This window comes from Mucilaginibacter paludis DSM 18603, assembly GCF_000166195.2.
In the GTDB taxonomy this organism is placed as follows: domain Bacteria; phylum Bacteroidota; class Bacteroidia; order Sphingobacteriales; family Sphingobacteriaceae; genus Mucilaginibacter; species Mucilaginibacter paludis.
In genome coordinates this window covers 7,122,083-7,143,589 of the sequence record NZ_CM001403.1, presented here as the reverse complement: position 1 = coordinate 7,143,589, position 21,507 = coordinate 7,122,083, and the positions used below count along the sequence as shown (strand labels likewise).

General features: G+C 44.6%; 19 protein-coding genes. 4 read left to right on the top strand and 15 right to left on the bottom strand.

Features of this window, described 5'->3' with window-relative positions; translation table 11 throughout:
• Positions 1–20: 20 nt before the first annotated feature.
• Positions 21–776 carry a hypothetical protein gene (locus MUCPA_RS30350; protein ID WP_008511725.1) on the top strand — a complete coding sequence of 252 codons (756 nt, stop codon included), beginning with the start codon at positions 21–23 and terminating at the stop codon, positions 774–776.
• Between the two features lie 4 nt (positions 777–780).
• Here the strand turns inward: MUCPA_RS30350 and MUCPA_RS30345 are convergent, their stop codons facing one another.
• Both MUCPA_RS30345 and MUCPA_RS30340 read right to left on the bottom strand, forming a co-directional pair.
• Entirely contained in the window at positions 781–1,509 is a 729-nt protein-coding gene (locus MUCPA_RS30345; protein WP_008511722.1) for a (Fe-S)-binding protein, read from the bottom strand.
• Positions 1,510–1,519: 10 nt separating this feature from the next.
• A complete protein-coding gene (locus MUCPA_RS30340; protein WP_008511719.1) occupies positions 1,520–2,842 on the bottom strand; it encodes an MFS transporter in 1,323 nt (440 codons plus the stop codon).
• Positions 2,843–3,482: 640 nt separating this feature from the next.
• Here MUCPA_RS30340 and MUCPA_RS30335 point away from each other — a divergent pair.
• On the top strand, positions 3,483–4,238 hold the full coding sequence (locus MUCPA_RS30335) for a copper homeostasis protein CutC (protein ID WP_008511718.1): 756 nt from the start codon (positions 3,483–3,485) through the stop codon (positions 4,236–4,238).
• Here the strand turns inward: MUCPA_RS30335 and MUCPA_RS30330 are convergent.
• Positions 4,225–7,041, bottom strand: coding sequence for a TolB-like translocation protein (locus MUCPA_RS30330; protein ID WP_008511717.1), 2,817 nt, complete (start codon positions 7,039–7,041; stop codon positions 4,225–4,227). The genes MUCPA_RS30335 and MUCPA_RS30330 overlap by 14 nt on opposite strands.
• Positions 7,042–7,217: 176 nt before the next feature.
• Between MUCPA_RS30330 and MUCPA_RS30325 the strand changes: the two genes are divergently transcribed.
• Positions 7,218–7,832, top strand: coding sequence for a porin family protein (locus MUCPA_RS30325; RefSeq protein ID WP_008511716.1), 615 nt, complete (start codon positions 7,218–7,220; stop codon positions 7,830–7,832).
• Here the strand turns inward: MUCPA_RS30325 and MUCPA_RS30320 are convergent.
• From MUCPA_RS30320 to MUCPA_RS30270, 11 genes are all read right to left on the bottom strand, one after another.
• A complete protein-coding gene (locus MUCPA_RS30320; RefSeq protein ID WP_008511715.1) occupies positions 7,829–8,212 on the bottom strand; it encodes a response regulator in 384 nt (127 codons plus the stop codon). The two genes, MUCPA_RS30325 and MUCPA_RS30320, sit on opposite strands and share 4 nt — an antisense overlap.
• A gap of 166 nt (positions 8,213–8,378) precedes the next feature.
• Positions 8,379–10,376 carry a M1 family metallopeptidase gene (locus MUCPA_RS39075; RefSeq protein ID WP_008511714.1) on the bottom strand — a complete coding sequence of 666 codons (1,998 nt, stop codon included), beginning with the start codon at positions 10,374–10,376 and terminating at the stop codon, positions 8,379–8,381.
• A gap of 100 nt (positions 10,377–10,476) precedes the next feature.
• Positions 10,477–11,238 carry a tetratricopeptide repeat protein gene (locus MUCPA_RS30310; RefSeq protein WP_040628395.1) on the bottom strand — a complete coding sequence of 254 codons (762 nt, stop codon included), beginning with the start codon at positions 11,236–11,238 and terminating at the stop codon, positions 10,477–10,479.
• A gap of 1 nt (position 11,239) precedes the next feature.
• Positions 11,240–13,051, bottom strand: a complete 1,812-nt coding sequence (locus tag MUCPA_RS30305) for a BatD family protein (protein ID WP_008511712.1) — start codon at positions 13,049–13,051, stop codon at positions 11,240–11,242.
• A 503-nt stretch (positions 13,052–13,554) separates the two neighbouring features.
• On the bottom strand, positions 13,555–14,316 hold the full coding sequence (locus MUCPA_RS30300) for a tetratricopeptide repeat protein (protein WP_008511711.1): 762 nt from the start codon (positions 14,314–14,316) through the stop codon (positions 13,555–13,557).
• Complete coding sequence (locus tag MUCPA_RS30295) at positions 14,313–15,359, bottom strand: VWA domain-containing protein (protein ID WP_008511710.1); 1,047 nt, start codon at positions 15,357–15,359, stop codon at positions 14,313–14,315. The genes MUCPA_RS30300 and MUCPA_RS30295 overlap by 4 nt, the downstream gene beginning before the upstream one ends.
• Positions 15,360–15,361: 2 nt before the next feature.
• Positions 15,362–16,369: a vWA domain-containing protein gene (locus MUCPA_RS30290; RefSeq protein ID WP_008511709.1), complete on the bottom strand. Its 1,008-nt coding sequence runs from the start codon at positions 16,367–16,369 to the stop codon at positions 15,362–15,364.
• Positions 16,356–17,336: a hypothetical protein gene (locus tag MUCPA_RS30285; RefSeq protein WP_008511708.1), complete on the bottom strand. Its 981-nt coding sequence runs from the start codon at positions 17,334–17,336 to the stop codon at positions 16,356–16,358. Before MUCPA_RS30285 ends, MUCPA_RS30290 begins: the two co-directional genes overlap by 14 nt.
• A gap of 2 nt (positions 17,337–17,338) precedes the next feature.
• Positions 17,339–18,214 carry a DUF58 domain-containing protein gene (locus MUCPA_RS30280; RefSeq protein WP_008511707.1) on the bottom strand — a complete coding sequence of 292 codons (876 nt, stop codon included), beginning with the start codon at positions 18,212–18,214 and terminating at the stop codon, positions 17,339–17,341.
• 191 nt (positions 18,215–18,405) lie between these two features.
• On the bottom strand, positions 18,406–19,455 hold the full coding sequence (locus MUCPA_RS30275; protein WP_008511706.1) for an AAA family ATPase: 1,050 nt from the start codon (positions 19,453–19,455) through the stop codon (positions 18,406–18,408).
• A 254-nt stretch (positions 19,456–19,709) separates the two neighbouring features.
• Positions 19,710–20,366, bottom strand: coding sequence for a protein-L-isoaspartate(D-aspartate) O-methyltransferase (locus MUCPA_RS30270; RefSeq protein ID WP_008511704.1), 657 nt, complete (start codon positions 20,364–20,366; stop codon positions 19,710–19,712).
• A 143-nt stretch (positions 20,367–20,509) separates the two neighbouring features.
• Between MUCPA_RS30270 and MUCPA_RS30265 the strand changes: the two genes are divergently transcribed.
• Positions 20,510–20,749, top strand: a complete 240-nt coding sequence (locus MUCPA_RS30265) for a hypothetical protein (protein ID WP_008511701.1) — start codon at positions 20,510–20,512, stop codon at positions 20,747–20,749.
• 129 nt (positions 20,750–20,878) lie between these two features.
• Here MUCPA_RS30265 and MUCPA_RS30260 read toward each other — a convergent pair whose 3' ends face one another.
• Positions 20,879–21,493 carry a YhcH/YjgK/YiaL family protein gene (locus MUCPA_RS30260; RefSeq protein WP_008511699.1) on the bottom strand — a complete coding sequence of 205 codons (615 nt, stop codon included), beginning with the start codon at positions 21,491–21,493 and terminating at the stop codon, positions 20,879–20,881.
• Positions 21,494–21,507 lie beyond the last annotated feature (14 nt).

Below are 21,507 nucleotides of genomic sequence, written 5' to 3'. Positions count from 1 at the left end.
TTATCTATATAAAATAGATCATGCAGAAGACAGCCATCATTATAATCGCAATGAGCTTATGGGGATGTGGTTCAAACAAAAAAACAGGTAATACTATCTCTGAGAACACACTTCCCGATACTGCGGCACAGGCTCAAAATCCCAAAATGGATTTTAGTAATCCTGAACGGATAGATACATCTGATTATGTGATGTATAAACTCATTTTAAATATCACCGGTTATGAGGTTGAATCAGAATACTCCGGGAGTTCACGCAGCTATAAAACCAATTACTGGAACATCATTTTCTATAATACGTCAACAGGAAAATATCATTTACTTGACGAGAAAAGAAAGATGCTGATTGATGTTTCAAATGGTACAGATGGCGATGCCTCAACTACAAGCACTACAACTAAAGCAAACTCAAAAGCAGACACCCTGCTTTACTATTCCGTTACGGCATGTGATTATAATCATGATGGAAAGCTTGATGAAAGCGATCCCTCTTATTTGTTTACATCCAACAAAATGGGCTACTATTTTAAGCAGATTTCGCCTGATAGTTTGAAAGTAACAAGCTGGCAACTCATCAAATCGTCAAATAAAATCCTAATGCAAATTGTAAAAGACACTAATAAAGACAGAAAATTTACGAGCGAGGATGAAGTAATCCCATACAGTTACGATATCAAAACGGGCGTTGCCGCAAAAGAAGTTTTTTTGCCCGAATTTAAAACATCCATCAGGCATTTAGAGGCGCAACGGTGGCCCCAACCTAAAACCCATAACTAACACCCTAAATATTCCCCCAGCCGCTGGCCAAAACATCAACAAGGTGGATGGTTTTAATAGGCAGGTTATTTTTATCGATATAGCCCTGTAGTTGCAACAGGCACGATGCGTCGGTCGAGATGATGTATTCGGCATCAACAGCCAGCGCATTTTCAACTTTTTGCTGCGCCATAGCGCTTGATATGGCATCAAACTTAACCGAGAAAGTGCCACCGAAGCCGCAGCAGGTTTCGTTATCCTTCAATTCTACCAGATCGAGGCCCAGCACTTTGGAGAGCAATTGCCTTGGCTCTGCCTTAATTTTACATTCGCGAAGCCCGGCGCAGCTATCATGGTAAACTGCCCGCCCTTCCAGCTCGGCACCAAAGTAATCTCGTTTAATCACATTCACCAAAAAGTCCGACAGCTCATGGATGTTTGATTGTATGTTGCGGCACCGGTTATGCACCGCTGTATTGGTAAACAAATCGTTATAATAATTGATAACCATGCCCGTGCACGATGCCGACGGCGACACAATGTATTTATCTTCCGAAAAATCGTTTAAAAACTTACCGCCTATTTCTTTAGCCTCATCCCAAAAACCGGCATTAAAAGCAGGTTGCCCGCAGCAGGTTTGGTTAGGGTTATACTCTACTGTACACCCGGCTTTTTCCAAAACCTTTACCGTATTGAAAGCGGTATCCGGAAACAACTGATCTATAAAACACGGTATAAACAACTCAATCTTCATCTACTCAATATTATTCGTGGCTAAAGTCAGCAAAATTACGGTTCTTTCGCTCAGCCGATAGTAAAGAAAGTAATAAAAGTAAGCCGATAACAAAAAAACCGCCCAATACCAGGGTTGAATTACGCATGCTATTGGTTTGCTCCTCGATAAAACCAAAGCTAAACAAGCCACCTACTATGGCCAGTTTCTCGGTAACGTCATAAAAACTAAAAAATGAAGCCGTGTCCGGGATATTTTCAGGCAGGTATTTTGAGTATGTTGAGCGCGACATAGACTGGATACCGCCCATTACCAAACCTACTACAACAGCTACAATATAAAACTGGGCTGCGGTAGTTGTAAAATAAGCGGCCAGGCACACACCTATCCAGATGATAACGGTGATGATCAAAACCTTAACGTTGCCAATCCTGTCGGACAGTTTCGACATCAGCGTGGCGCCTGCAATGGCCACCAGTTGAATGATCAGGATGATCTGTATCAATGAGGCGGTAGGCATGTGCAACTCTTTAGCAGCAAAGCCTGTAGCAACAAGCATAATGGTTTGCACGCCCATGGAGTAGAAAAAGAACGAAGCCAGAAAACGCTTCAGCAAAGGCATTTTTTTTACTTTTTTCCATACGTTGGCCAGTTCTACAAAACCACCTTTAATAATATTATGCTGATGGGTTTGCGCATTGGGGCTCCCTTTGGGCAGTACGGTAAAGGGTATGGAGGCAAAACCTATCCACCACAGGCCAACCAATAAAAACGATAACCTTGCCGGGAAGCTGGCATCGGTAATACCAAAAGTTTTAGGCGATAGTACAAACGCGAAACAGATTAACTGCAATAAAACACTGCCGATATAACCGTACGTAAAACCCTTGGCAGATACGCTATCCTGCATATCAAAAGTAGCAATTTCGGGCAGGTAAGAGTTATAGAACACAAAACCGCCGCTATAACCAATAGCAGCCAGGGCAAACAAGATTATACTTACTTCGAGCGTTTTAATGGTAAAAAAGAAAAGTCCGCAGCAGGCTACCGAGCCGAGCAGGGTAAAAAACATCATAAATATTTTTTTGTTACCCCGGTAATCGGCTATGGCCGATAGTACCGGCAATAACAGCACCATAATCATATAAGCTACGGCCAGGGCATAGTCAGACAGGGCAGTGTTTACAAAACTCTTTCCAAAAAAACTAACCCGGTTGCCGTTATCAGCATTGCTGGTAACAGCCACATAATAGGCAGGGAAGATAGTTGACGTAATTACCAGGTTGTAGGCCGAGTTTGCCCAATCGAACATAGCCCAGGCTCTGATCGTTTTCTTGTTATTTTTGATCTCCATAGTTTCCACTAAAAGTAAATAAAAATTAGTACCTGCAAAAGCTGGCCTTTAAGTAAAAAAATCCCTTACAGTATGCATTCAGCAAGTGTAACAAAAACATAGGCATTCCAAATTTGGCATGTTTTTTTGCCCTAATTGCCGTTTATTTGTTGTTATGTACAACAGCCGTAATCTGATTAATCTCCCGGCGCTTGGCGCATCATTATCATCCGCTTCCCAACCCGGCTTTTCTAATACCCCATCGTCTGCGTCCCCAATCAATGGGCCAGTCTTAATTTCCGCCAGTAGTTTTGATATAGCGTACCATAACGCAATACGGAAACTTTTAACTCAAGGTACAGCAATGTCCGTAACACTAAAGGCAGGCCTAAAAACAGCTAAAGCCGAGCATAATAGTTGCAGCCATAGCACATTAAGCCCGAAAAATACAAATAGCTTTTAATAAATTAGAAAAAGGAAGCAATATATGGTGCATATACCATGATTGTTGCTTAATATCTTGTTGGGGATATTGCAGCCATCGCCCGCATGAACCGGCAAAACCTTATTCAATTTTATATTTACTGATGGGGATTGATTAAAAAAACAAAACAATTAACCGTTAATTAATTTAACTTCATCATTCATACTTATCTACCTGATGATCACTATTGAAGTTTGCGCAAACTCTATAACTTCTGCATTAGCCGCACAGCAGGGCGGCGCCAGCCGGGTTGAGCTATGCGAAAATTTACGCGAAGGAGGCACCACGCCTTCCTATGGGCAAATCATATTGGCGCGTAAACTCTTAAACATCCAACTTTATGTATTGATACGGCCCCGAGCCGGAGATTTTTTTTATAACGATATGGAATTTGAGCTGATGAAGCTTGATGTTAAAACGTGTATTGAGGCCGGTTGCGATGGCATTGTAATAGGTATACTTAATGGCGACGGCAGTATTGATACGGGCAGATGCTCCATCCTGACCGGCATGGCGCAAACGGCAGGTTTAGGTGTTACGTTTCACCGGGCTTTTGATATGTGCCGCGATCAGACAGAAGCACTTGAAGAAATGATCACGATGGGCTGCGAAAGAGTTTTAACATCGGGCGGTAAAAGTACCGCGATAGAGGGCGCCAGCAATATTGCCCGGCTGGTGCAACAAGCTGCCGGCCGCATCAAAATTATGCCCGGCAGCGGTATTAACGAGTATAACATTGTACACCTGGTTCAGTATACCGGGGCAGCAGAATTTCATACCTCGGCTAAAACCAAAGTTAACAGCAAGATGGTATACCGCAACAGCAAAATACTATTTGGACCAGATGGTGAAGAATATACCCTGCAGCAAACCGATGCCGACAGGGTAAAAAAAATTATCGAGCTGGCCAACCAGGCTATCAAAACAAACTGATTGGCAGTACAATCTCTACCCGGTTTGAGCCGGTGCCGCCAAAAATATCACGATCTAACAAACGGCTGTACCTGATGCCTATGCTGTACGGAAACTGGTTCCACAACTGGCCGTCAAAAAATAGCTGGCCACCGGTACTTTTAAAATCAGCTTTAAAGGGGCTGCCATTGGTATAAAAATCATTGCCATGGCCATATTCGTAAAACACCCCTCCCCTTATGCGCGACAGGTAAACCGCGTTAATAAGCCCTGCATCCGGATAAAAAAGCGGAAAATGATAACTTGCCGAAAGCTTGCTCAACTGGTACAGGTTGCGCGATTGATAGCCACGCACAAAAGGGAAATCGTTTGAATAACCTCCGTTGTTCTCTTTATCCCTTTGCTGATAAGCGCTGCTGATCACCAGGCTGTGGTTTGCCAGCAAACCGGGGAAATAAAAATCGCCTGTGGCTAAAAACTGCGTTGCGTTGATGCCGTTTACCGCGTTTTTATAATTTAAATAGATGGTTTGGGCCAACTGGGGATAAAGATTCTTTTTGGCCACGCGCGAGCGGCTGGAAAAACTTACATAATTATTAAGGTAAACCAACTCGCGGCTATTGGTGGCGTTATCATAAGGGGCGCTAAAAAAATTACGGCTGTAAACTACATCGCTCCCGAAGGACAACCCGGTTGATGTACGCCCGCGGGTAAAATTAAGTGGCACCTGCAACCCGGCGTGATACTGTAGCTGGTTAAAATAAACAGGGCTGTTCCGATCAAAGGCTTCCCTATCTATAATATAATCAACACCGGCAGACAGGTATGGAAATAAAGCGCCGTATACCGTACTGAAACCAAACTCCTTATAACCCTCATTGCGGTTATAGTTGAATGATAGCTGTGTTTGCAGCGTATTCAGCACATTTTCGCCTTGCAGGGCAATGGTGTAATTTGGATCGCTAAAATCAGGTTGCAGGGTATGAAAATTAATTAAATGAAAAGCTTTGTTATATTTTGTAACCGCCGGGTGTGCATCGGTTACCGACGCAAGCAAACCGGTAGCTTCGCCTTTATTTAAGGCCGTTATGCCAAAGGTGGGCAAATCGCCGGGTATGGCATCGCCTGTAATTTGCTGCCATTGTACCTGGCTGCTATCTGCCTGGTGTACCTGGTACCCGTAAGCTGTAAAACTAACCCAGGCTATTTTATTGGACGATATAGCCGACTGGTAATTACCGATAGACGCCGATAAAGAATCGCTTTGCAAACGATACAGCTTTTTGTTACTTAAGGATAAGGCAAATAGAGCGTCGTTTTTACCCGTAGCTGCCGAAAAATAAACCATATCCTTGTGTACAGATGGGAAAGCGATTGGCTTGATAGAGAATGCCAGTAAATATTCGGTATTCCCCGTACCTGGGTCTATCAAAGCAATTGACATTTCCCCGTCTGGTTTTCGTACCGCCGATATGATCTTATCGCCATAAAACTTGGGGTAGGTAAAAAAAAGGCCGTCGTTGTTGGGTATTGTATGGAGTACCTTACCATCCAGACCGAGGATATGCAATTGGTTTTTGCCATCGGCAGCAACCTGCACGGCCACTATTTTTTTACCATCAGCGTTTAATGCTGGTGAGAAATATTTAGTTTTTTTAGTGATCCGGGTTTCGTCGCCGGTTTGTACGTCCAGCAGGGTTATTTCCTGGTAATCGCGGTAGCTCCAGCGTAAATCGGGCCGGTACGATGAATAGATGATTTTACCATCATGATAATCAAAATAATTATCGAGCGAAAAATTACGGCTGCTGATCACCCGCTCCTGGTTATCGGTACGGATAACAAACACCGCCGGATGGTTGTAGGTGGTTTTATTGTAGATGATGGTATGATCATCCACAAAGGCCGGATATTCCTGGTCGCCAATAAAATGTTGATTTTTTTTAACCGGGTCGGCTATCGCCGGCTGGCTGAACTGCTGCTTGTAATAACCCAGCGCATCGGAACGGAATTGTTTAAAATCGACGCCCGAATATTGTTTAATGGCTTTTTGAAAAGGGTAAAACAAACCGTCAAAAGCGGCAGCATCGTGCGTTACATTTTTCCAGAAAGGGTCTCCATATTTTTCCCGGCCGTATGATACCAGCATGTATCCCATGGGATACCAGTCGGGCACGTAATCCTTGTACGACCCATTCCGTAGCTTCATCCAGCTATAATTTTTACCGGCTGCCCATAGCGCCCTGTAACCGTTAAAAAAATAAGGTAGTCTGCCCCTGCCTTGCGCGGTAACATAGGTTTCGTTAAATACGGCATCACCCTCAAAAAACCAATTGGGAATGGTTAACTCGTTACCTACAGCCTGGCCGCCTTCGCCAAAAATGTATCGCAAAAAACGGGAGCCGCCAACGTTAAAATTATTGTATTGCTGTACGTGCCTAAATTCGTGTACGGCGAGCTGATCTGTCCAGCGCAGGCTGCCCAGTTCAAAACTATTTTGATCGGGGGTTAAATAGTACTCGCTTCTAAAGGGAGCCAGGCCCACGTACCCGTTTGACTGTGTGGTTTGGTTTTGCAGCAATACGCTGATCTGCCTTTGCTTACCGCCGATGGTAGCTTGTATCCTGGTGTTCATGCTGCTGATGATATCCGCCACCCTGATCCCCGCAGAATCCATCCCGGCCGGAAATATAACCCTGGCTGCAGGCGTATTTACCTGCCGCCATTTTATAGACGGCGGGTTACCGCCAAATTGCTGGGCGCTGATATTCAGGCTAAAAAAAAACGGCAGCAGCAAAAAGGGTACTTTAATAAGGATGCGCATTACAACTGGTATTATTTGAGGGTGAAAATAATATAAAATTTATGAAATTTAGATGAAGGCTCACCAGTAATCATCGCGACGAATAAAAGAAAATTATATTAACTAACAAACCAACTTCATCAACGCTTCATCATTTGTACGTACTTTGGTTGTTAAAAAAGCAAAGCAAGCATCCCATGAAAAAAAATTTACTATTCTTAATTTTGATAGCCGTGGCGTCAATCAGCCGGGCCCAAAGCATCACAACCGCATTAGGAGTTGCCAAACTGATACCCACATTTGAGTTTGGAGTTAAAGGAGGGATCAACCTTACCAGTTTATCAACCAGTGGCAACCTCAGCAGCGATAACCAGGCTGGTTATTTAGCGGGCTTTTACGCTCGTGTGGGTAAGATGATACAGTTTGAGCCTGAAATTTATTTAACCGGCAAAAATGTAAAGCTCACCAATGATAACGGAGATGAAAATACCGTAAAATTTACAAGCATTGATGTACCCTTATTGCTGGTAAAAAACTGGGGTATTGCAGGCATAGGCGTACATGTTAACGCCGGACCAGTGATATCATTTGTGGTAGATAAAAACCAAAGCCTGGGCGGCGCGTATAACAAGGTAACAAAATTTGAATATAATAACCAGGCTGTTGCCTTGCAATTTGGCGGCGGGGTAACCTTACAGAGCCTTACCATTGATTTACGTTACGAGGCGGGCCTGAATAAATTAAGCAAAGATGATTATCCTGATACCAGGATTAATATGTTTAACCTGAGTGTAGGTATCAGGGTGTATTAATGCCCGGAGGTTTCGAGCGGTTTAACATCTAAATGATGCCTAACCGTACTGATCAGATATTCGATATCAAACGGTTTACGGATAAAACCGTCGGCATTACACTCCAAAGCGATTTCCTGAAGGTTTCTTACGGACGAGATCAACAGTACTGGGATATGAGCAGTGGCCGGGCTGGCCTTGAGTTCCCTGCAAAGATCATGACCATAGCTATCTGGCAACCAATCGTCAAGTAATATTAAATTGGGCTTATGGTTTTCAACATCCTCTAACGGCTCAGAATTTAAGGAAGAAATCACTTGATAACCTTCATCCTCTAATATGTAAGCAATCATATCCAGGATATCGTGATTATCTTCGATAACTATTATTTTTTTACTCATCAAACGGCAAATAGAGTATAAAGGTAGAATAAAAATTCAATAACCTGTTATTTATATGAAATAAAATTTCTTAAAACTACAATAAGCTCGAAAGAACAGGCTGCATCAAAAACAAACAGGTACCTGAATTTCGCTCTCCAGGTACCTGTTTAAACGTTGGCTCTACTTATTTAGTGCCTTGGTAAGTGTTGTTTTTTAAATCAACATCGGGCAATTGTGCATCCGGATCCAGCGTTATGGTTTCTATAGCCGAGGTCGAGGGGTATTTAAATGTCCAGGTGGCCCCTCGCTGCCATATCTCAACCGGCAGATGCACCATCTCGGTTTTACCATTACTTTGCACTATCTTTAAATCAACAGGCATAGCCAGTTTCTCTTTATTAACCAGGGTTATCAATATGCCTTTTGACGGATTGCCGGCTTCAGCATATTTGACACCGGCTATTGCCTGGTCCAGTTTCCAGGTGGTAAAAAACCAGCCTTTAAAAAACCAGTTCAGATCCTCACCCGAGGCGCTGTTCATCGCCCTGAAAAAATCATAGGGAGTAGGATGTTTTAAAGCCCAGTTTTTAATATAGGTATGGAAGGCATAGTCAAAGCGATCGTGCCCGAGTACTACGTTTCGCAGCATGTTTAAGCCTAATGATGTTTTGCTGTAGTATAAACCATAATCGCGCAGATCCATAGCTTCCGAAGGCGTCATCAGCGGATCTTTGTTCAATGCCAAGCTCCTCATTAATGAGCGTGCCGGGCGCGAAGTGGTATCGGCATATTCGCCGTGGTTAAATTGTATACTGGCATATTCGTTGATAAAGGTGTTGAAACCCTCATCCTGCCACATATATTTACGCTCGTTCGAGCCGACAATCATCGGAAACCAATTATGCCCTATCTCGTGGGTGATATCTCCCCAAAGGTTGCCTCCCTTTAAATTATCGAGGCAGAAAATAATACCGGGATACTCCATCCCCAGAGCCACGCCCGAAACACTTACGGCAGAGTTCCATGGATATTCGTAGTAGGCTTTGGAGTAGATCTCCATGCTGTTTTTCAGGTACTCGGTAGAGCGGCCCCAAGATTCGCTTACATCACTACCCAGGCTTTCAACCGGGTAAGCCGACATGGCTATCCCTTTACGGCCCGAAGGGAAATTAACTTTTGCCGCATCCCAGATAAAGGCCTTGGATGCCGCCCAGGATACATCGCGGCTATTGAGCATTTTAAAGTGCCAGGTACGGGTGCCCTGTACGGGCCTTGCGGCCTGCGCGGCAACCTCTTCCGGTTTCACTACCATTACCGTTTTATCGCTTTTGCGCGCTTCTGCTAAACGGCTCAGTTGGGTTGGTGTAAGCACCTGCTCGGGGTTCTGCAAATCGCCAGAGCCGAAAACAAGCATGTTAGATGGCGCGGTAATGTAGTAATCAAAATCACCGTACTCGCAGTAAAACTCGCCTAAACCCATATAGGGTAAAGTGTTCCATCCTTCAACATCATCGTAAACGCACATGCGCGGGTACCACTGCGCTATCTCGTATACGTAACCATCCTTAAACTTTTTACGGCCCATACGGTCGGCTCCATAATAGGGTATCGAGAAATCATAATTTACCTTTACCTGTATCTTATCGCCTTTGGCACCAAGCGGCGCAGCCAAACGCACCTGCATACGGGCATCGGTAATTACAGGTGTAACGGTATAGCTTTTACCCATATAAGTAACCGTTACCGTTGCAATATGGTAGCCACCACGGGTAAAGCCTTTTACATCAAACCTATCGCCGGATATTGGTGTAGTAGCGGCACCCCTTGATGAAGGGTTAAATATATTTTGATCTAACTGCAGCCATAAATAATCTAACTTATCCGGGCTGTTATTGGTGTACGATATGGTTACCTCGCCGGTAACGGTAGTATCTTTAGGGGTTTCGTTTAAAGCCGCCTTAATTTGATAGTCTGCCCGGTTTTGCCAGTAATGCGCGCCCGGCTGCCCGCTCGAGGCCCGCAACTCGGTGCCCGGTGTGGGCCAGGTGATGGGGGTAAACAGATCAAGATGATCATATTTAATAGAATCCTTGGTCGATTGAGCGACGGATTTCTGACTGCCAAGGCATAATAATCCTGAGGCACTTAGCAAACAGAATAGTTTCAACTTTGTATAACGCATGTATAAATTTGGATAAACTGCAAATAAACCAAATTTAAAACACTTGTAAAATTAAATGCTGCATATACTCAAATTATTACAGGCAGTAAACGTGGAGTTGTCAGATCGGTTTAACATCCGTCGCCATCATCCAGCCTTCGTTTCCGTTTGAGAGCCTGATGCGCATCCAACCATTGTTATCTTCTAAAATATCAACCTTGGTACCATCGTGAATTACAAATAAGTTTTTTGATGCCGCTCCGGGTTCGCTTTTAACCGTAACAGCATTATTGAACACAACGGCCTGATGGTGCGCTGCAAAATAATGCACCTGGCTCGCTCCCATTAATGCAGTTACCAGTCCTAAAAAAATTAGTGCCAGAGCGCCATAAAAAGAAGCTTTTTTTAGGCCGACCGATTGTGCAAAAAGGTAAAACGTCAGTACACCAAACCCGGCACCAATAAGCAGCACCGTAATGATACCCAGCGAGTTTACCGAGCAGCATAGTATAAAGGCGTTCCACCAGTTAGTTAAAAAAAAGCCGGGGGTGGCTTCTATTTTATCGGTAGTTTTGGCGTTGGCTAATTGAATGTTAAACTTAATATCCTCATCGCCAGGAGCCAGCTTATGCGCCTTTTCATAATAAAGCACCGCCGACGGGATTTCGCCCAGCTTATAATAGGCATTGCCCATGTTAAAATAAACTACTGCCGATTGATACCCTTTATCAAGGATAGCCTGGTATGTTTTAACGGCATCCTGGTATTTAGCCTTGGCGTATTGGTCGTTACCTTTTGTAAAAAGTGAATTAACCTGATCATCTGCCTTTGCTGTTAAGGGTGCAGCGATTAACATGAACAGGTATATTAAACGTTTGATCATTTTATATTTTGGTTTCGATATCATTGATCATACTTTTAGCGCCATCAAAAACTTCTTGTTGCGATACACCTGATACCGGCGCAAAGCGTGCCATTTCGCATAGTTCTAAGGTGTTTATCAGTTTGTTTACCAGCCCATCGTCTACCGAGCGCGACTTTAACTCGGCTGCAATGTTCTCCTGGTTCAAATTGGCAGCGGGGATATTGAGCTTATCGCTCAGGTAGCCGTACATCCCGCGCGACACGGCTTCGTAAAATGCCTGTGTATTACCGTCGGCAAGCTGTGTTTGGGCATTAGCCATATGCCTGGCTGCTAATTTATTAGCCCTACGGCTTTTTACTTTGACGATATCGGCGTTATTTTCTTCATCTTTTTTACGGTAAATATAGGCGCCTAAAAATAAAAGCGGACCTAACAGCAGTAAAAAGTAAAATCCGGCGGAGCCGTAAAACATTTCGCCATCGCGGTATAAATCGGGCGCGGATGTTTTAATGTAACGGATATCTTTATTCAGCAACTTAACATCCTGCCTGTCGCTGGGTGCAAAGCTGGTTACATTACCGCCATCAATACCTTTGTTAACTTTGATGGGGAATGCTTTGGTACTTAAAGTTACGTACCGGTTTGTAGCGGGATTAAAATAAGAGAACAACACAGGCTCAATAGTATAATTGCCCTGGTGCCTTGGGATAAGCAAATAGGTAAGGATGCGGCTGCCCGAAACGCCCCGTGTAGTTTCTGAAATGGTATCGGTTACCTTGGGGTCGTACTTTTCGAAATCGGTTGGCGGATTGATATTGACTTCTTTTAGCAGCTTGATATTGCCCGAACCGGTTATCTTCAATTTATAATTAAGCGCCTCATTGGCCTTCAATTCCTTTTTATCTACACTGGCATCTACAGTAAAACTACCAACCGCGCCTGTAAACCCGGCTGGTTTACCAGCCTCGGGCAACGGTTTTACATGGATAGTTACGGGGGTGCTCTGCAATTTTACCTTTACATCTTTATAAGCGCCGCCGAACATCTGCTCCATAATGTCGCGCGCGGGCATAGCCTGGCGGGCTACAAAGGTCATGGCCAATGGGTCGATGGTTAAATTGCCCGAACGCTCCGGGAAAAGGATGGTTTGCTTAATTTCGGCCACTTTATACCGGGCTCCTTTGTATATTTCTTCTTTCCAGGCAACGTTTTGCTGGTCGCTCTTCACATCCTGACTCCAGAACCCATTGAGCTCGGGCGCCTTATCCAGGTTATTGGCTACCAGCGCCACACGGGTATAAAGTTTATAGCTTACGTTGATCTGTTCGCCTAAGTAAACGTTGGTTTTATCAACCGAGGCCTTGATAAATAAATCTTTAGATAAATCGCCGGATGCAGCCGGAGCTATATCGTTATCTTGACCGCCTTGCGCCTGGGCACTATTTTGTTGTACCGGCTGGCCCTTAACTACTTTTATTTTGATTGGGTTGGTGGTTAACTGTTTACCATTAACCACAGCGCTTGCCGGGCCAATAGTAAAAGTACCCTCGCGGGTGGCCACTAAAACGTAACTCACCGATACACTGGATGACATGTTGCCGTTAATGGATGTCATGCTGGTAGATTCGTTAGGGCCGCTCAACACCTCAAACCCGCTAAAATTGGGTGGGTTAAACCTGTCGCCGTTGCTGTTTAACGAAAAGGTGACTTCAAATTGTTCGCCCGTACCAACCTGGCTCTTGCTAACCGAAGCCGTAAACCTCACATCTTGCGCCAGTAAAGAGCCGGTGCAGAAGAGTAAGATGATGAATATGTAATGTTTGATGGTCATTTATATTTTCAAAAATAACAGGATTAAGTCAATATTTTATTCTTTTGAGATCGGTTTAGACTGTGTTGTGGCAGGGGTGTGTTTGTTGCGCGCTTAGAACTTTGATATTCGTCGCTCGCATAGAACACACCCCTCCGCCCCTCTCGAGAGGGGAATCGCACGTGGCCCCCGCTTTTGTTTTTCAGCTCCCTTCTTGAGAGGGGGCGGGCCGGGTTGTGCGCATTGGCAGGGGATGTGCCGGCCGCACGACGAACTTTGCACAATTGCTTATCGCTCGCATAGAACACACCCCTCCGCCCCTCTCGAGAGGGGGATCACACGTGGCCCCCGCTTTTGTTTTTCAGCTCCCTTCTTGAGAGGGGCGGGCCGGGTTGTGCGCAATGGCAGGGGGTGTGTTTGGCCGCGCGACGAACTTTGCACAATTGCTTATCGCTCGTGTAGAACACACCCCTCCGCCCCTCTCGAGAGGGGAATCGCGCTTACCCCCGCTTTTTATTGTCTATTTACCAATCTTTACTAATATTAACCTTTACTCCTTTTAGCTTTTTATTTTTCAGTTTATCCTGTGTTTGTTTTTCGTTATTGTTTAATGCTTCCAGCATGCGTTCGGCATCCTCTTTAGACATTTTGGGTTGGCCGCCTTGCTGGTCTTTTTTATCCTGATCTTTTTTGTCCTGGTCCTTCTGATCCTTGTTTTGATCCTTCTTGTCCTGGTCGTTCTTATCTTTATTATCCTGATCCTTTTTGTTTTGATCTTTATTCTGCTGATCCTTGTTCTGATCCTTGTTTTTATCCTGGTTTTTGTTCTGATCCTTGTTCTTTTTGTTCTGATCTTTTTGCTTTTGCAACATTTTTTGCGCGTAGGCCAGGTTATAACGCGTTTGGTCGTCTTTAGGATTATTGATCAGCGATTTTTTGTAGGCATCGATACTCTCTTCCAGTTTTTTTGATTCGAGCAGGGAGTTGCCCAGGTTATGATAAGCCTTAGCAACCACATTTTTATCGTTTGACGATGCTGCTATTTTACTGAACTGTGTTTGCGCGTCCTTATAGTTTTTCTGTTTATACAGCGCATCGCCAAGGTTAAAATTCCCTTCAACACTCTGGTCTTTTTTTGCTACCGAGTTGCGGTAACTTTCTTCGGCCTCCTTGTATTTTTGCTGCTGATATAACTGGTTACCCTTGCGGATATCGCCTTTTTCCTTTTGGGCAAACAGCGCCTGGGTGACTAAGGTAAATACTATCAAGATGACGATCCTTTTCATACCTGCTTCTCCTTCACTTCAAATAATTTGAGATTGCTCAGCCTTACACTTTTGCGGTTGGAAATAAAAAACTCCAAAACAAGCAATATCAAAGCAAGCGCCAGCAAAAACTGAAAACGGTCTTCAAAATCTTTAAATGTTTTGCTGTCGTACATTTTGCGCTGCATTTTGCCCATCTGTTCCATCACAATGTTTAGCCCGCTGTTGGCGTTGGTGGCGCGTACATACACACCGTTACCAGCAGCGGCAATTTCGCGACCCATATTTTCATCCAGCTTGCTCACTACTACTTTACCGGCGCTATCGGTATGGAAACCGGCTTGCTTGCCATCTTTAATGATGGGAATAGGCGCGCCTTCCTCCGATCCTACCCCTATCACATTTACCGTTACATCTTTATCCCTGGCATGGTTGGCGGCAGATACGGCATCATCTTCATGATTCTCGCCATCGGTAATCACAATCATGGCCTTGCTCATGCCATTTTTAAAATCAAAGCTTTGCATACCCAGGTCTATAGCCGCGCCTATGGCCGTGCCTTGCGTGGGCACCATATTGGTGTTAATGGTATTTAAAAACAATTTGGCAGCCGAATAATCGGTAGTGATAGGCAATTGAACGTAAGCCTGCCCGGCAAAAACAATAATACCTATCCGGTCGTCGTGCAGATTATCTATCAGCTGAGAGATGGCGCGTTTAGCATTCTCCAGCCGGTTTGGCGACAGATCCTGCGAGAGCATACTGTTGGATACATCCAGCAAGATCATCAAGTCGGCACCCTTGCGTTTTACCTCTTCCATTTTTGAGCCCACCTGCGGATCGGCCGCTGCCACAATTAAAAAACCGTATGCAATAATAAACAGGATAAACTTTAACCAGGGCTTGGATAGTGATACCTCGGGCATCATCAGCTTCACTACATTTTTATCGCCAAAGGCGGCCAAAGCCTTCCGCTTCCACCTGCTCACCATGATAAAAAGCAGGATTAAAAGTGGGATAGCCAGCAATCCCCATAAAAATTCGGTATGTGCAAAACGTAACATATTTATGTGATGGCTCCTTTAAATAAAGTGTTGTTCAATAAAAATTCAATCAGCAAAAGGCACAGGGCAATCACCGCGAAAGGCAAAAACATTTCGGTTTTTTTGCGGTACTGCGTTACATCAATTTTGGCCTTTTCCAGCTGATCAATTTGTTTGTAAATACGGGTAAGCGCATCGTTATTGGTAGCGCGGAAATACTTGCCACCGGTAATAGCGGCAATTTTAGTGAGGGTAGGCTCATCAATCTGCACCTCCATCCGCTGGTATACCACCCCGCCATACGGCGACGGAACCGGGTATGGAGCATAGCCCTGCGTACCTATACCTACGGTGTACACCCTGATGCCAAACTGTTTGGCAATTTCGGCAGCGGTAATGGGCGGGATAGAGCCCGCGTTGTTTACACCGTCCGTCAGCAATATCACTACCTTACTTTTGGCCTCGCTGCCCCTTAACCGGTTTACGGCGGTCGCCAAGCCCATACCAATGGCGGTACCATCCTCTATCATTCCGTTTTTAATATCATGATACAGGTTGATCAACACATCATGATCAATGGTGAGCGGGCATTGGGTAAAACTTTCGCCGCTAAATATCACCAGGCCTATCCGGTCGTCGGGCCGGTTTTTAATAAAGTCGATGGCTATGTTTTTGCCGGCCTCCAACCTATTGGGTTTAAAATCCTCAGCCAGCATACTGCCCGAAATATCCGATGCTATAATGATATCGATCCCTTCGGTGGTGGTATTTTGCCAACTTAACGACGATTGCGGCCTGGCCAAAGCTACAATTAAAGCTATAATAGCCAGCGAGCGCAATACAATACCCGCATGGCGCAGGCGTGGTATTAAACCCTTGCGGTGTATATTAAAACCCTTGAGGGTAGGCACACTGAGCGTACCGTGCAATTTTTGTTGCTTCCAGATATACCAGGCCACCATAAACGGCACAATTAAAAGCAGCCAAAAAAAGCCAGGCTGGGCAAATTCAATTTCTTTAAACCAACTCATTGCCGCCCTCTCCCTCTTTATTTATAGTTGGTGGTACAATTGCTTTTTGCGTATGCGTCACAAAATCAATAGCGTTGTTAATGCTGTATTCGTTTTCGGCTGCCAGGGGTTTTTCTTTGGCAAATTTCACCAGGTCGGCCAGCATCAATACCTGGCGTAGCATACTCTTATCCTGCTCGCTAATATCCATATAACGCAAGCTGGCAAAAATTTCGTCGCTGGTTTGCTCGTTAGCGCTAATGTTGTAGCGCCTCTCCAGGTAATCGCGCATTACATCGCTAATTTCGCTGTGGTATTCTTTCACCCTGTCCTGCTGCCATAACTTCTCATCGCGCAAAGCATGCAATTTAGCTAAGGCTATTACGTGAGCAGGTTTCTCCGGTTCGGCGGGTTTAACTGCCACTTCCTTTTTAGGGCGCTTACGCAGATAATAAATAATACCGGCAATAACCAAAATGGCCAGTAGTGGGAAAGCTACCTTGGGCCAGTTATCGCGCAGCCATTCCATCCAGGAGTAGGATACGGTAAAGGGCTGCTTAATATCGTATACGCCTTTGCTGGTGTCAACGGCTACCGGGTTAACGGTTAAAACCAGTTCTTTAGTGGTAAATACTCCGGCTTTGGTTTTAAACTGGTATTGAGGGATCACATACTGCCCGGTATCGAACGAGGTAAGGGTATAAGTTTTATCGATGGTTTCAATACTGATATCGCTTTTATCAAAACTGGTATCGGCCTTATTGGCGCTTACTATCAATAGCTTGGCCTTAATGCTATCTGCCAGTTTAGGAAAAGTTACGCTGTCCTTCGCCGGGAAACGTATGGTAAGGTGCAGCTTGGTTTGATCGCCCAAGGGTATGGTAGCCTTTTCCAGCCGGGCATCAACCTGCACCGCCTGGGCCTTAGCCTTGTAAAAGCTGCCCAGGGAGATTAATAAAACAAGGAAATATTTAAAATACTGGTTCATCTTCAACGTCTGCTTTCCCGCTTTTTAAATAATGTCATTAAAGGTTTAACGTATGATTCATGTGTACCAATGTCGCCAAAATCAACGCCGGAGCGTTTAAAAACTTCTTTAAGCGCGCCGTTTCTTCTCAGCGCATCGGCTTTAAAGGCCAGTCGCACTTCTTTATCCGCCGTATTTACCCATTGTATGGTGCCGGTTTCTTCGTCCCTTACGGGGATAAGGCCCATGTTTGGAAACTCCTCCTCGTGCCTGTCGTACAAGCGCAGGGCGATAATATCGTGCTTTTTATTGGCTATCTTCAGCTGGTCTTCAAAACCTGGGCTGATAAAATCGGAAATTACAAAGGCGGTACATTTCTTTTTAATGGCCCCGGTAAAGTATTTCAAGGCTTCGGCTACGTTGGTACCCTTATTTTCGGGAGTAAAATTGATCAGCTCGCGGATGATCATCAGGATATGGCTCCTGCCCTTTTTAGGCGGAATAAATTTTTCTATCTTATCGCTAAAAAAGATCACCCCTACCTTATCATTGTTCTGGATGGCCGAAAAGGCCAGCACGGCGCAAAGCTCGGTAGCCACATCCTGCTTTTGCTGGTTAATGGTGCCAAAGTTTTCTGATCCGGATACATCCATCAATATCATTACCGTAAGCTCACGCTCCTCATCAAACACCTTAACATAAGGATGATTAAAACGCGCGGTCACGTTCCAGTCGATGGTGCGGATCTCGTCGCCAATCTGATACTCGCGCACCTCGCTAAAGGCCATACCGCGCCCCTTAAAGGCTGAGTGGTATTCGCCCGAGAAAAGGTGGTTGCTTAGCCCCCGGGTTTTGATCTCTATCTTACGTACTTTTTTGAGTAACTCTTTGGTATCCATAAGCCCCCTCTAAATCTCCCCCGGTAGGGGAGAATTTGAATTGTATGACTGTTAATCATTGTATCTGTATAAAAAAAATACTTGTGAAGCCCTCACCGTATGTGAAAGTTTAGTCAAGGCGCTCAATTCGTGTTTCTCGCCTCTCAAATCTCATATCTTGCTTCCTGATTCTCACTTCTTACTTCTCTCCCCTACGGTACTTCCACAGCGTTTAAAATCCCGGTTACAATATCTTCTGATGTGATGTTTTCGGCTTCGGCTTCGTAGCTTAAGCCAATCCGGTGGCGCAATACATCGTGACACACGGCACGTACATCCTCCGGAATTACATAGCCGCGACGTTTGATAAACGCGAAGGCTTTTGCGGCCAGCGCCAGGTTAATGCTGGCACGCGGCGAGGCGCCAAAAGTAATGAGGTTTTTATAGTTGGCCAGTTTATACTGATCGGGGAAACGGGTAGCAAAAACAATATCAATAATATACTGCTCTATCTTCTCGTCCATATATACCTCTCTTACCACTTTACGTGCGCGTAGAATATCCTCGGGTTTAATTACCGGGTTGGGTTTTAACATGCCTGTCGGCGATATGTTAGAGCGGATGATGCGTTTCTCGTCTTCCTTATTGGGATAGCCAATTACAATTTTCAGCATAAACCTGTCAACCTGTGCTTCGGGCAGCGGGTAGGTTCCCTCCTGCTCAATGGGGTTTTGGGTTGCCAGTACCAAAAATGGCGTAGGCAGCGGGAAGGTGGTATCGCCAATGGTAACCTGCCTTTCCTGCATGGCTTCCAGCAGTGCGCTCTGTACTTTGGCGGGTGCACGGTTAATTTCGTCGGCCAAAATAAAGTTGCTGAACAAGGGCCCCTTGCGCACAATAAATTCCTCCTTTTTCTGGTTGTAGATCATCGTACCCAGTAAATCGGCAGGGAGCAAATCGGGCGTGAATTGTATACGGCTAAAATCGGCCTGGATACATTTACTCAGGGTATTGATGGCCAAGGTTTTTGCCAGGCCGGGTACACCTTCCAGCAGGATGTGCCCGTCGGCCAGTAAGCCAATCAGCAAACGCTCTACCATGTATTTCTGACCAACAATAACCTTATCCATCTCCATTTTAAGAATATCGATAAAGGCACTTTCCCGCTGTATCATTTCATTGAGCGCGCGGATATCTGTCGATTGCGACGTAGGCTCCTGAGCGGCAGCAGATGAAACGTAATTACTATTTGATTCTTCCATATATCTGAGGATATTTTATTTCGGTGGGCAAATTTAAACGACTGGTATTTTTACACAAGGGTTATTTAACATTTATTTGTTAAAAAGTGTTAAATAATATGAGAATACATAATTACACAGGGCTGCGGGTTAGTGGCAGTTGTTGTTGATACAAGCCATATATTGACACGACATGGGAGTGCTGACTTTACCTCCAACCACGACTTAGAGATAGAAAGCCAGCCCAGATACTTCCGCTCTGGGGCCGCAGGGGCTTACCAGGCCTTATCGCCTACCAGTGGTACAAACCGGAAGGTATCCAATACAATTTTTTCATAATCCTGATCGCCAACCTTCAGGATGGTTACCATTTGCTGGCTTTGCTCATCGCCAACGGGTATCACCAGGATGCCGCCGATGGTTAACTGCTTCAGCATATCTTCGGGCACAAAGGGGGCGCCCGCTGTTACAATAATTTTATCGAAAGGAGCGTATTTAACCATTCCCTTTGAGCCATCGCCACAAAAAAAGTTAGTCTTATAGCCCATATGCGGCAGCACCTGTATGGTACGCAGGTAAAGTTTTTCCTGCCGCTCAATAGTGTAAACCTCGGCGCCAAGCTCCAGCAATATACAGGTTTGATAACCGCAACCGGTACCAATTTCGAGCACTTTATCGCCCTTGCGGATATGCAGCAGTTCGGTTTGGTAGGCTACCGTATAGGGCTGCGAAATGGTTTGCCCTTCGCCTATCGGGAAAGCGATATCTTTATAAGCCTGGTTCCAAAAGGTTTCGTCAAAAAAGTAATGACGCGGTACCTTGCCTATGGCGTTTAAAACATGCTCGTCTTCAATCCCTTTTTTCCGGAGCAGTTCAACCAACCTTTTGCGTGCACCTTTTTCCCTGTAATTATCAATAAACTTATAAGCCATTTCACCACAAAGTTATCATAAAGGCAAATATCAGTTTCAACAAAATGGCAATTGTGCAAAACAAAAGGGATGTAAAAGGTTTAAGCCCGCTTGGGTGTAGAGCACAAAATAGCTATTTTTACATTATTCAATAGTTAACTATTATGGAATCAACGTCAATTGTAGACCGTCTGTTAAAAAACATGGGTAATATGCATGAGTTAGGCCGCCAACGGGCCTTTGAATTGGGCAATCCATTTTATGCAAAATTCACCGAAGACGGCGATTACTACCGCAAAGAACTACCAACCGGAGAGAAGTTTTTGGTTACCGTTGAAATTTTAACCGACGAAAACGATATGCCTGTAAAGGTTAAGGATACAATTATTAAAAAGTTAAATTGATGAAATGGCCGTTTAGATGGTAATGCTTATAAAACCATTACCATCAATCAGGATTTCAACAGCATCTATACAAATCAAGAGTCATCTACAAAATTCAGGCTATAAGTAACAAGCAAATCTTCACATATTCTACTCAACCACTTTAATCTTCAGCACAATCTTCTTATCATGCTCAATACCATCCACTTTGATATTGGGCCGGTGGGCATCCGGAGGAAAAAACAAAAAGAAGCTGCCTGGCCGGGCTTCGTAAACTTTGCCCTCGGCATCATAATGCGCAACATCTTTCGCTTCGAGGTACGGTGCTGTCACTTTGGCTTCGCTTACGGGTATTACCGCCATCTTTTCGGCACCCTGGATAACATATTGCAGATCGATGTATTTGCGATGTGACTCCCAAGCCGTTTGCTCATAAGGTTTGGTTGGGTTATCGGTAACTGAGGCAAAACAATTATCGCCATCAATAGGGTATTTGCCAACCGGCAGTTTATCCAGATCGGTATTTTTAAGGTAGGCAAAGGCCTTATCCCAAACGGCCTTGTTTAATTTATACTGCTTAGCAAACTCAATGGCGTTGGTAGAAGGATGAGGCAGCAGCTTTAACCCGCCGAGATATTGGTGTGAGGCAAACCATTGTTCGGCATTAACTTCTTTAACTTCGGTTTTCGCTTGCGCGGATGCTTTGAAACTGATGGAAAACGCGACAGCGATGATCAGCGCCGATGATATTATTGATTTCTTCATAAAGCAGTATAGTT

What these genes read in the sequence shown, in the direction of transcription:
- MUCPA_RS30350 (WP_008511725.1), top strand. Translation starts at nt 21, where the DNA reads ATGCAGAAGACAGCCATCATTATAATCGCAATGAGCTTATGGGGATGT.
- MUCPA_RS30345 (WP_008511722.1), bottom strand. Translation starts at nt 1,509, where the DNA reads ATGAAGATTGAGTTGTTTATACCGTGTTTTATAGATCAGTTGTTTCCG.
- MUCPA_RS30340 (WP_008511719.1), bottom strand. Translation starts at nt 2,842, where the DNA reads ATGGAGATCAAAAATAACAAGAAAACGATCAGAGCCTGGGCTATGTTC.
- MUCPA_RS30335 (WP_008511718.1), top strand. Translation starts at nt 3,483, where the DNA reads ATGATCACTATTGAAGTTTGCGCAAACTCTATAACTTCTGCATTAGCC.
- MUCPA_RS30330 (WP_008511717.1), bottom strand. Translation starts at nt 7,041, where the DNA reads ATGCGCATCCTTATTAAAGTACCCTTTTTGCTGCTGCCGTTTTTTTTT.
- MUCPA_RS30325 (WP_008511716.1), top strand. Translation starts at nt 7,218, where the DNA reads ATGAAAAAAAATTTACTATTCTTAATTTTGATAGCCGTGGCGTCAATC.
- MUCPA_RS30320 (WP_008511715.1), bottom strand. Translation starts at nt 8,212, where the DNA reads ATGAGTAAAAAAATAATAGTTATCGAAGATAATCACGATATCCTGGAT.
- MUCPA_RS39075 (WP_008511714.1), bottom strand. Translation starts at nt 10,376, where the DNA reads ATGCGTTATACAAAGTTGAAACTATTCTGTTTGCTAAGTGCCTCAGGA.
- MUCPA_RS30310 (WP_040628395.1), bottom strand. Translation starts at nt 11,238, where the DNA reads ATGATCAAACGTTTAATATACCTGTTCATGTTAATCGCTGCACCCTTA.
- MUCPA_RS30305 (WP_008511712.1), bottom strand. Translation starts at nt 13,051, where the DNA reads ATGACCATCAAACATTACATATTCATCATCTTACTCTTCTGCACCGGC.
- MUCPA_RS30300 (WP_008511711.1), bottom strand. Translation starts at nt 14,316, where the DNA reads ATGAAAAGGATCGTCATCTTGATAGTATTTACCTTAGTCACCCAGGCG.
- MUCPA_RS30295 (WP_008511710.1), bottom strand. Translation starts at nt 15,359, where the DNA reads ATGTTACGTTTTGCACATACCGAATTTTTATGGGGATTGCTGGCTATC.
- MUCPA_RS30290 (WP_008511709.1), bottom strand. Translation starts at nt 16,369, where the DNA reads ATGAGTTGGTTTAAAGAAATTGAATTTGCCCAGCCTGGCTTTTTTTGG.
- MUCPA_RS30285 (WP_008511708.1), bottom strand. Translation starts at nt 17,336, where the DNA reads ATGAACCAGTATTTTAAATATTTCCTTGTTTTATTAATCTCCCTGGGC.
- MUCPA_RS30280 (WP_008511707.1), bottom strand. Translation starts at nt 18,214, where the DNA reads ATGGATACCAAAGAGTTACTCAAAAAAGTACGTAAGATAGAGATCAAA.
- MUCPA_RS30275 (WP_008511706.1), bottom strand. Translation starts at nt 19,455, where the DNA reads ATGGAAGAATCAAATAGTAATTACGTTTCATCTGCTGCCGCTCAGGAG.
- MUCPA_RS30270 (WP_008511704.1), bottom strand. Translation starts at nt 20,366, where the DNA reads ATGGCTTATAAGTTTATTGATAATTACAGGGAAAAAGGTGCACGCAAA.
- MUCPA_RS30265 (WP_008511701.1), top strand. Translation starts at nt 20,510, where the DNA reads ATGGAATCAACGTCAATTGTAGACCGTCTGTTAAAAAACATGGGTAAT.
- MUCPA_RS30260 (WP_008511699.1), bottom strand. Translation starts at nt 21,493, where the DNA reads ATGAAGAAATCAATAATATCATCGGCGCTGATCATCGCTGTCGCGTTT.